Below are 8,720 nucleotides of genomic sequence, written 5' to 3'. Positions count from 1 at the left end.
AGCTACCTCGCCGCCCTCCATCTTCGCGCCGCGATGATCTGGCTCAACGCCCTCACCCACACCACTCATTGATCACGACTGGATACGCGGCCTAGTCGGCGAACGAACCGGCTCCGCCCGCGCGGGCGGGCGGAGCCGGCAATTCTTGGCGGCCGGCGTCCACCTTTGCGGACGTCGGTTCGCCATCTCCGCGCTCGTCGTCGCCGACACGGGACTCGTCCTCGGGCGCGTCGTGGTCGAACGCGCGGTTGATCACCTGGTACATCACGAAGTCCTGCCAGCGTCCGGCGATCCTGAGGTATTCGGGCGCCAGGCCGTACCGCGTGAAGCCGTTGCGTTCCAGCACCCGCTGCGACCCGACGTTGTCCGTCAGCGTCTCCGCCTGCACCCGGTGCAGCCGCAGGTCGTCGAAGGCGACCCGCACCGTCTCGCGCACCGCGGCCGTGGCGAGGCCGCGGCCGTTGGCGTGCGCGCTCACCCAATAGCCCATGGCGCACGACTGCAGCGCCCCGCGCACGATGCCGTTCAGCGTCATCCGGCCGACCACGTCCCCGGCCTCGTCCACGATCACGCGCAGGTGCACCCGGCCGGCCGACGCCTCGGCCAACGCCTCGCGGATCTGCGCCGCCTGCGTGTCCAGGGTGAAGAAGTCGTCGGCGCGCAGCGGCTCCCAGGGGGCCAGGAACTCGCGGTTCCGGACCACCAACTCGGTCAGCGCGGGTACGTCGTCCATGGTCAGCCGCCGGGTCACAAGCACGAGCCGAGCATGCCACGAACCCTGCCACCGGCCGCGACCGGGGCATCGGGCGCGGCGACGGTCAGGTCGGGTACGTGAGCGAGCCGGCGTGGAGCCGGTGTTCCCAGCCTCGGTCGGTGCGGGCGAGTTCGCGGAAACCGGCGGCGGTCAGCCGGGTGATCCACGTGGTGTCGGCGGCGGATTCGTAGTCGAGCACGCGCTCCGTGCCGGCGAGGTGCAGCCATTCGGCCGCGTGGGCGAGCAGGTGGCCGGTCAGGTCGTCCGCGTCGGTGTCGGGTGCGACGTGCAGGTTGCCGATGTCGGCCAGGCCGCCGCCTCGGGCGCGGCGTTCGGGTCGGTCGAGCATGGTGTCGACCTCGATGTAGCCGAGTTCGCGGTCGCCGTGACGGGCGGTCAGCCGGGTACCGCACTCGCCGACGGATCGACTCACGACGAAACGTTGCGCCGAGGGGTCGGCGGGCGCTCGGCGGAGATCGGCGACCTCAGCGATCAGGACGACCTCGGTGTCGCCCGTGTGGTGGAACCCGGCACGCTCGAAGACGGCCCGAACGTGCGGCCACGGTCGCGGCAGGCCGTACACGCCGGGCGCCGGCAGCGCGCCGTCCGCGTACCGCGCCCGCACGCCCCAGCGGGCCGACTGCGCCAGGCACGCCTGCATCAGCAGGTCGGCGGCCCGCTCGGCGTCGGGCCGCAAGGAGGCGGCCGGCCGGCAGACGAACCAGTCGACCACACTCGCGTCCCGGTAGTCGGTGCCGACCTCGGCATCGTCGCGATAGCGCAGCAGGTGCGCCGCGGCCACCACGCACCGGTGGTGTTCGGCCACCAACGTGACCCGTTCCGCGACCCACGGATCGGTGACGAACTCGCCGGGCCGCCGGGTCAGGCAGTCGAGCACTGTGTTCACGGACACGGAGACACCGGGGACCACGGCGGCGACGTGGGCGTTGACGAGGTCGGTGAGTTGGTCGCGGTCGTCGCGACGAAACAGGCGCACCGTGGGAGCGGACGAAGGCATGCGGAGGACTCCGTTGAAGATCCGACAGAGAAGCCGCCATGCGATGCGGTACCCGGCCGACGATACCCCAGACTCGGACCGAACCGGCCGACCACGCCTCGTTCCACCGGGCTCAGCGCGGTTCGTCGCCCTCGATGACGATGCGGTGCATGACGCGCGGGCCCCGGTAGTCGTACACCGCGTAGTGCTGGGTGCTGCGGTTGTCCCACAGCGCGATGTCGCCCGGCCGCCACGCGAACCGCACCTGGAAGTCGGGCCGGGTCACGTGCTCGAAGAGGTGGGGCAGCAGCAACTCGTTCTCGCGTTCGTCGAGTTCGACGATCCGGGTGGTGAAGATGCGGTTCACGTACAGGCATCGGCGACCGGTCACCGGATGTGTGCGCACCACGGGATGCACGACCGGCGGCAGCGCCCGCGGGTCGCCGCCGCGGTGCGAGCGCGACTTGGTGACGTCGTGCTCCGCCGTGAGGCCGTCCAGCAGCGCGCGCATCGGCGCGGAGAGGGCGGTGTACGCGCTCTCCATGTCGGCCCACAGCGTGTCGCCGCCGAGCGGCGGCAGCGACACCGCGCGCAACATCGTGCCCATCGGCGGGCGGGCCAGGAACGTCGCGTCGCTGTGCCAGATGTCGGCGTTGGAGACCTTGGGCCCGTCGCCGTCGGTGGCCAACACCATGACCTCCGGCAGGTCGGCCTCGGGCGGCTCGCCGAACGGAAAGCGCTGGAGCGCCCCGAATCCGGCCGCGAAGTCGCGCTGGCGGCGCGCGGAGATGTCCTGGTCGCGGAAGAACAGCACCTGGTGGGTGTGCAGCGCGTCGGCGAGGCCGGCGTAGGCGTCCGCGCCGAGATCGCGGTTCAGGTCGATCCCGGCGATCTCGGCGCCGATGGCGGGTGTCAGGGGGCGGACGTCGAACACGGGTACTCCAAGGTCTTGTTTGTTCGATGCGATCGATGCGATCGATGCGATCGATGCGATCGAGCCTTGTGAGACAGACTGTCTTAATCAATCGACTGAGACGGAATGTCTTACACTCCTCCCGTGGATGTCAAGACCCGAACCCGCGCACGCATCCTGGACGCCGCCGAGCGCCTGTTCGCCGAGCGCGGCATCGCCGCCGTGTCGCTGCGCGAGATCGGCGCCGCGGCGGGACAGCGCAACAACTCCGCCGTGCAGTACCACTTCGGCACCCGCGAGGCACTGGTCCGCGCGCTGTACGAGGACCGCCTCGCGCCGCTCAACCTGCGCCGCCTCGACCTGCTCGCCGCCCTCCCCGACGAGCGCCGCAACGACCTCGCGGCGCTCGTCGACATCCACCTGCGACCGCTCGCCGAGGCCATGCGCGACGGTGCGCGCGAGAGCCACTACGCCCGGTTCGTGCATCGCTTCACGCTCGAAGGCGAGGTGCTGTCCCCGCCGCTGGGTTCCGACGTCGCCGGCGGCGTGCGCGCCGTCACCGCGCTGATCGAGGACACCCTCACCGCCGCCGAGCCGGACACCCCACCCGCCGTACACGCGACCCGGCTGCGGCTGATGTTGCTCCTGGTCACCGCGACCCTCGCCGACAGCGAACGCCGCCTCGATCAGGGCGCCGAACTCCCCCTGCCCTTCGAGGACTTGCTGACCGAACTCGCCGACGCGGCGGTGGGCGTACTGGATCCCACGGGAGCCGTGCGCCGATGCTGATTCCGCGGGGCGGCCGGACACACCGCGCGCCGTGCCGTCGCCGAGGACACCGCGATTCCTCTCCTGTGGCCTGTGACATCCGGATCAGATCACCCAGCTGCGCGGCGGACGAGAACGACGTGATCCGCGAACCGTGGTGGCGCGACTGACAGGTGCGGCGCGCCTCGCGAACCACACCGGTACCGTCGAGCCCATGATCGTATGGCTCAACGGCACGCACGGCGCCGGCAAGACGACGACCAGTGCGCTCCTGCAACCACTGCTCCCGAATTCACGGGTGTTCGACGCCGAGAAGGTCGGCGAGACGCTCATGGACATCAAGCCCGGGCTGCCGGCAACGGACAACTTCCAACACTGGCCGCCGTGGCGCGAGTTGGTCGTCGAGACCGCCCACCGCGTACTCGACTACACCGGCGGCACCCTGGTCGTGCCGATGACCGTCCTGGTCGAGCGGTACTGGCGCGAGATCAGCACGGGCCTGGCCCGACACGCCGTCCCGATACGGCACTTCGTCCTCCACGCCGACCAGGACACCCTGCGCCGGCGCATCGAGGGCGACACCCTCCTGGGCCCCTCCCCCTTCCGTTTCAAGTACCTGGAGCCCTACGCCGAGGCGGCCCGCACCTGGCTGCACGCCGAGGCCGAGGTCGTCGACACCACCCACCTCACCCCTACCGCGGCGGCGCTACAGATCGCCGAGGCCGTCGGCCGCGGGGCCGAGGTCGCCGGTGAGGGCGGTTCGGGTGATCGGCGGGCGACCCCACAGGGCGAGGAGTTCGTCGGCCAGGGCCGCGACGGGTAGTGGGTCGTCGTCGTGGCTCGCCTTGATCGAGGCCGCCTGCAGACCGCGCGGGACGACTCCCGCGTCGAGGAGGACACGCCAGTCCCGCGGCGCGAGTTCGAGGTATTCCAGCCCGGTGAGCCCGGCGATCTCCCGTGGGTCGGCGATCGTGTCGGGGTAGGCGGTGAGGGTCCGCAGCCGCGGCAGGCCGATCAGCGGTGCGAGGCTGAGCGGCGGGTCGTTCCACACACCGATGGACACGACTTCCAGCCCGGGATGGGCGGCGGCCTCCAGGCTGCGCACGCTCGACGCGTTGACCCATGCCACCGCCGGTGACTCCCGCCCCGCTCCGCGCAGCCCGGATTCCGCCCGCCGGCGTCGGTCGAGCATCATGTCGGTGAGGGAGTCGGCAACGAGCCCGGCGCCCACGCTCTCCTCGTGGGAGAGGATGATGACCTGCCCGGTGTGGCCGCGGGGACCGGGGGTCAGATCGACGGCCAACCGGTCGCCGCCGCCGTTGTCCCCGAAAACGATCCAGCCCGGGGAACCGACCAGCCCCTGTACGGCGGCGTCGGGCCGGAGGTCGATCGCGTCCATCGCCGCGAACCGCCAGAGGAAGTAGCGGGTTGCCGCCTCGGCGACATACAGGTCCGCCAGGCCGAAGAGTTCGCAGCGGACGGCCTCGGACTGGCGCCGCGCCGCTTCGTCGTCGTCCTGCCAATCCTCCCAATGCGACCGCGTCACCCGATAGAGCGCTTTGAGTTCGTCGGGCAGGGCGATGCCCAGGCGCGTCTCGGCGGCGGCGATCTCGGCCTCGGTGGCGCCGACCGCGTCGGGCAGTCGTTCGCGAAGTGTGCGCTCCAGCAGTTCGGGGTCCGCCGACGGTGCCGGCCGCGCCCCCGGCACCGCATCGGGCAGGCGGTGCCAGGGCTGCGGCAGCGAGCCCTCGACCAGGACGAGCGCTCCCGGATGCGGTCCGACGCCGGACTCCACGGCCGGGCCGTACTCGAGTATGTGCAGCAGCGCCCGTCCCGCCGGATCGACCTCCACGGTGAACGAAACGGTGTCGATGCCGTCCTCTGCCAGAGCATCGCGCACCCGCCCCACGGCGTCGTGCTCGTCCCGACGGGTCCGCGACACCCCTTGCTTGATCGGTACGCTCCAGCCGCCCCGTCCGATGTGGCCCGCCACGCGGGCGCCCGGGACGGCGAGGCGCTCCGCCCGGCTCGCCCGCACGAGGCGCAACATGGGCTCCCAGGTCGCGAAGTCGTCGATCGAGCGAGCCGGGTTCCGGTGATCATCCATGCCCGGACCGTACGCCGAGCCACCGACGCTCGACCACGATTGTGCCTCGGCGCGACGGTGCTCGGTCGCGGACGGCGCTCGGCTCGGCGCGGGTTCGGCTCGGTCAGCCTCGGATGTCGAACTCGCAGTAGTCGACGTCGGTGAGTTCGACCGCCTCCAGGTCTTCGGCGCGGGTGCCGCTCTCCTGGAAGTAGGCCTGGTGCAGGCCGGCGGCGACGATGCGCTCCAGGTCGCGTTCGGGGGCGCCGGCGTGGTGGGCGTCGAACAACTCCCGGGCGCGGTCGGGGGGAAGGGGTTGGGTGATGCGGCGCATGCGGGGGTCGTCGGTGGACCCGGCGGCCGAGGAGAATCCGAATCGGGCCCTGGTCTCGACGATCACGGCGCCCGCGGCGGCGGCGCGTTGTTCGGCGCGGCGGCGGACGCGGGGTTGCCACAGGCGGCGGACCTCCGCGTCGATCCGGGCGTTGACGGGTCCGGGCGGATTCTTGCGGTCGCCCTTGAGATAGCGCTCGACGGTACGTTGGCTGACGCCGAGGAGCGCGGCGACGATGCGGGTGCGGTTCTGGTTCTTGCTCATCAGGAACCGTACGCGGGCCTTGGTGGACCGGGGCGGTTTGCGGGTGAGGACGTGTTGGGCGGCCTGGTCGAGGCCGTCGCCGATCTTGCCCATGCGGGTTCCTATTCGCCTTCGGCGACGGCGTCGACGCCGTCCTTGATGTGGCGGGCGGGGTTTTGTCCCTCGACGAGCATGCGCAGGGCCCATTCGAGGGGGCGGGTGCCCTCGTGTTTGACCATGCCGGGGCTGACCCCGAGGCGGAAACCGCCCGGGATCGGCTTGCCGTCGGCCGTGCGCGGCAGGACGTCCAGGGGGGAGGGCCCCTCGGAGAGGTAGACGACGCAGTCGGAGAGCACCGCGATGGGGTACAGGTCGGCGGTGGTGGCGAGTTTGCGGATCTTGCGGTGCATGCCGACGCGGGCGTTGGCGATCACGGCGGCGCGGATGTCGGGGCGCCAGGTCGGTCGCTCCAGCGCGGGCCAGCGGTCGCCGGGGCGGTAGCGGGCGCCCTGGGGGCGTTCGCGGAGCTTGCCGATGCCGCCCTTGACGGTCGCCTTGATCGCGGCCAGGACGATCGCGCGGGCGGGGTCGGCGCGCTTGTGCTCGGCCATCGCGGCCAGGAACGCGGTGTCGTCGAGGTCGGGGGTGACGCCGAGGTCGGCCATGGTGGCCAGATAGGCGTCCCGCAGGCGGGTGTACCAGGGGTCGAGGTAGGCGCCGTGCTGCGGACGGATCCACGCCTCGAACGGGTCGATCTCGGCGCCGAGTTCGGCGGCGTAGGCGACGGTGGGGGTGGCATACCAGCCGGGGCCGGTCGGGGGCAGGCCGGTCGGGGTGAACGGGTTGGGCAGGCGGGGGTCGAGCTCGATGCCGGAGAGGTCGACATACCAGCAGCCGGGGAGCTTGCGGTCGAAGGTGGGTGCCTCGACGTGGACCGGGGCGCCCAGGCCCACCGGCAGGCGGGAGGCGGCGGCGAGGAAGGCGGTGTTGACATCGAGGCCGACGGCGTATTCGCGATTGCCCTCGTCGTCGCCGACCAGGTGGATGGGGCGGTGCCAGTCGTAGGCCTCCTCCACCAGCACGTCGGCGCCGCCCCGGTTCTGCGCGACCGGGTGCTCGTCCGGGGCCTCCGGCGGCGCCGGGTCGACGGCCTCGGTCAGCGAGCCGCCGACCGGGCCGGAGCGCCAGTTGCCGGTGCTTTCGTCCTTGACGGCCTGGGTCGGCGGGCGCAGCTCGGTCATCAGGGTCAGGCCGGCGACGGCCGTGGAGCCGCGGGGAGTGACCACACGGGTGGCGTAGGTGCCCAGGAGTTCGGCCAGTCGCGGTGCGGGCAGGTCGGCGGCGCCGGCCCAGGAACGGGTGTCGAGCGCGTCCCAGCCGAGGAAGGCGAACTGCACGCACTGCCGGCGGCCACCGTCGGCGGGCGGTCGGTAGACCTTGGTCCAGGGGCCGAAGCCGCGCCGGGTCAGCCGCCAGCCGTCCTTGGTGACCTGCTTGACCAGCTTGTGGTCGTCGGGCAGGCGCAGGTTGCGGCGGTCCTCCAGGTCGGCGGGTACACCCAGCCGCTCGCCGGCGGCGGCGGTGACCACGACGAGCGGGTCGGCGTCGCGGCCGGCGCGGTGCAGGCGCTCGGCGCCGAGGCCGACGTCCAGGGCCCAGGCGACCACGGCGGGCAGCGACTTCGCGGGACCGGGCAGGACCCGACCGTCGACCAGGTACGCCACGAGCCGACCCTTGTCGGCGTCGAGGACGGCGAGGGGGCCGGCGGGGAACCGGGCTGCGGGCGGCGCGTCGGAGGGGGGCGTGTCGGCCTTGGCGGCCGTACGGGTGCGGGGCGGCGACTTGGGGGAGGCGGCCGAGGGGGGCGTGGTGGAGCGAGCCGCCACAGGCGGGGCGGAGCGCGACGGCCGCCGGGCGGCGGGCGGCGGGGCGGCAGGGGGCTTGTCGACGGCGGGCAACTCCGCTGCGGGCGTCTCCGCCGCGAGCGTCGGCGGCACGGCCGGCGACGGCGGCGCGCTACGTACCCACGGCGCGGCGGCCGTCCTCGCCCCGGCGCCGCCCGGGTCGAGCGCCGCCGTGAAGGTGGTGTCCGCGGCGGCGGCCGTGTCCGCTGCGGTCCCGGCCTCGTTGGACCCGTCGTGTTCGTCGACCGGCCCGGTGGCGCCCTCCGCCGCGTCGCCCCCGCCCGGGGCCGGTCGCGGCGCGGGGTAGCGCTCGGCGAGCCCCGCCAACAGGCGGGCGTACGCCTGGCGTTGCGGCGGGCGCGGATCACTGCGCCCGGCCTCCCAGGCCACGACCGTCACCCGCTGGACCCCCAGCGCGTCCGCGACCCGCTGCTGCGTGAACCCGGCGGCCTTGCGCAGCCTCGCCCGCTCGACCGGCGACGGGAGATCACCGGGTGCCTCGGCCAACAACGCATCCACGGCGTCGAACAACGCCGGTTGGGGCTCGGACATGCTCCACCTCCACCGGCGAATCTATCAACGAGCACACTCCGGACCCGACATAGACCTTACATTGCGCCCGACCTCGCGACTTCGAGCGCAACGGGGGCCGCCGAGTCCCCCGCAAGGGTGAGTCCCGGCATGGGGCGACGCATACCCAGGGAAGCTGCCGACAGCCACT

General features: G+C 72.7%; 7 protein-coding genes and 1 pseudogene. 2 read left to right on the top strand and 6 right to left on the bottom strand.

Going from position 1 to position 8,720, the window contains the following annotated elements:
• Positions 1-91: 91 nt before the first annotated feature.
• The 3 genes from ACWGR4_RS40540 to ACWGR4_RS40530 all read right to left on the bottom strand — a co-directional run bounded on the left by ACWGR4_RS40540 (position 92) and on the right by ACWGR4_RS40530 (position 2,685).
• Positions 92-757, bottom strand: coding sequence for a GNAT family N-acetyltransferase (locus tag ACWGR4_RS40540; RefSeq protein WP_452134312.1), 666 nt, complete (start codon positions 755-757; stop codon positions 92-94).
• 61 nt (positions 758-818) lie between these two features.
• Positions 819-1,772, bottom strand: coding sequence for an N-acetyltransferase (locus ACWGR4_RS40535; RefSeq protein ID WP_452133516.1), 954 nt, complete (start codon positions 1,770-1,772; stop codon positions 819-821).
• 112 nt (positions 1,773-1,884) lie between these two features.
• Positions 1,885-2,685 (bottom strand): TauD/TfdA dioxygenase family protein, encoded by an 801-nt coding sequence (locus ACWGR4_RS40530; protein ID WP_452133517.1) that lies wholly within the window; start codon positions 2,683-2,685, stop codon positions 1,885-1,887.
• A gap of 123 nt (positions 2,686-2,808) precedes the next feature.
• Here ACWGR4_RS40530 and ACWGR4_RS40525 point away from each other — a divergent pair, with 123 nt between their 5' ends.
• On the top strand, positions 2,809-3,453 hold the full coding sequence (locus tag ACWGR4_RS40525; RefSeq protein ID WP_452133518.1) for a TetR/AcrR family transcriptional regulator: 645 nt from the start codon (positions 2,809-2,811) through the stop codon (positions 3,451-3,453).
• Between the two features lie 193 nt (positions 3,454-3,646).
• Positions 3,647-4,159 (top strand): annotated as a pseudogene (locus ACWGR4_RS40520) (AAA family ATPase); the annotation flags it as partial.
• Here ACWGR4_RS40520 and ACWGR4_RS40515 read toward each other — a convergent pair.
• The 3 genes from ACWGR4_RS40515 to tap all read right to left on the bottom strand — a co-directional run bounded on the left by ACWGR4_RS40515 (position 4,139) and on the right by tap (position 8,551).
• The gene (locus tag ACWGR4_RS40515; RefSeq protein WP_452133519.1) at positions 4,139-5,539 is read right to left on the bottom strand and encodes an SMI1/KNR4 family protein; all 1,401 of its coding nucleotides are present in this window, start codon (positions 5,537-5,539) and stop codon (positions 4,139-4,141) included. The pseudogene ACWGR4_RS40520 and the gene ACWGR4_RS40515 overlap by 21 nt on opposite strands.
• Positions 5,540-5,642: 103 nt before the next feature.
• On the bottom strand, positions 5,643-6,209 hold the full coding sequence (gene tpg / locus ACWGR4_RS40510; protein WP_452133520.1) for a telomere-protecting terminal protein Tpg: 567 nt from the start codon (positions 6,207-6,209) through the stop codon (positions 5,643-5,645).
• Positions 6,210-6,217: 8 nt separating this feature from the next.
• Complete coding sequence (gene tap / locus ACWGR4_RS40505) at positions 6,218-8,551, bottom strand: telomere-associated protein Tap (protein WP_452133521.1); 2,334 nt, start codon at positions 8,549-8,551, stop codon at positions 6,218-6,220.
• Between the last annotated feature and the right edge of the window lie 169 nt (positions 8,552-8,720).

The organism is Embleya sp. NPDC055664 (assembly GCF_053618075.1).
This window is presented reverse-complemented; position numbering and strand designations above follow the sequence as displayed.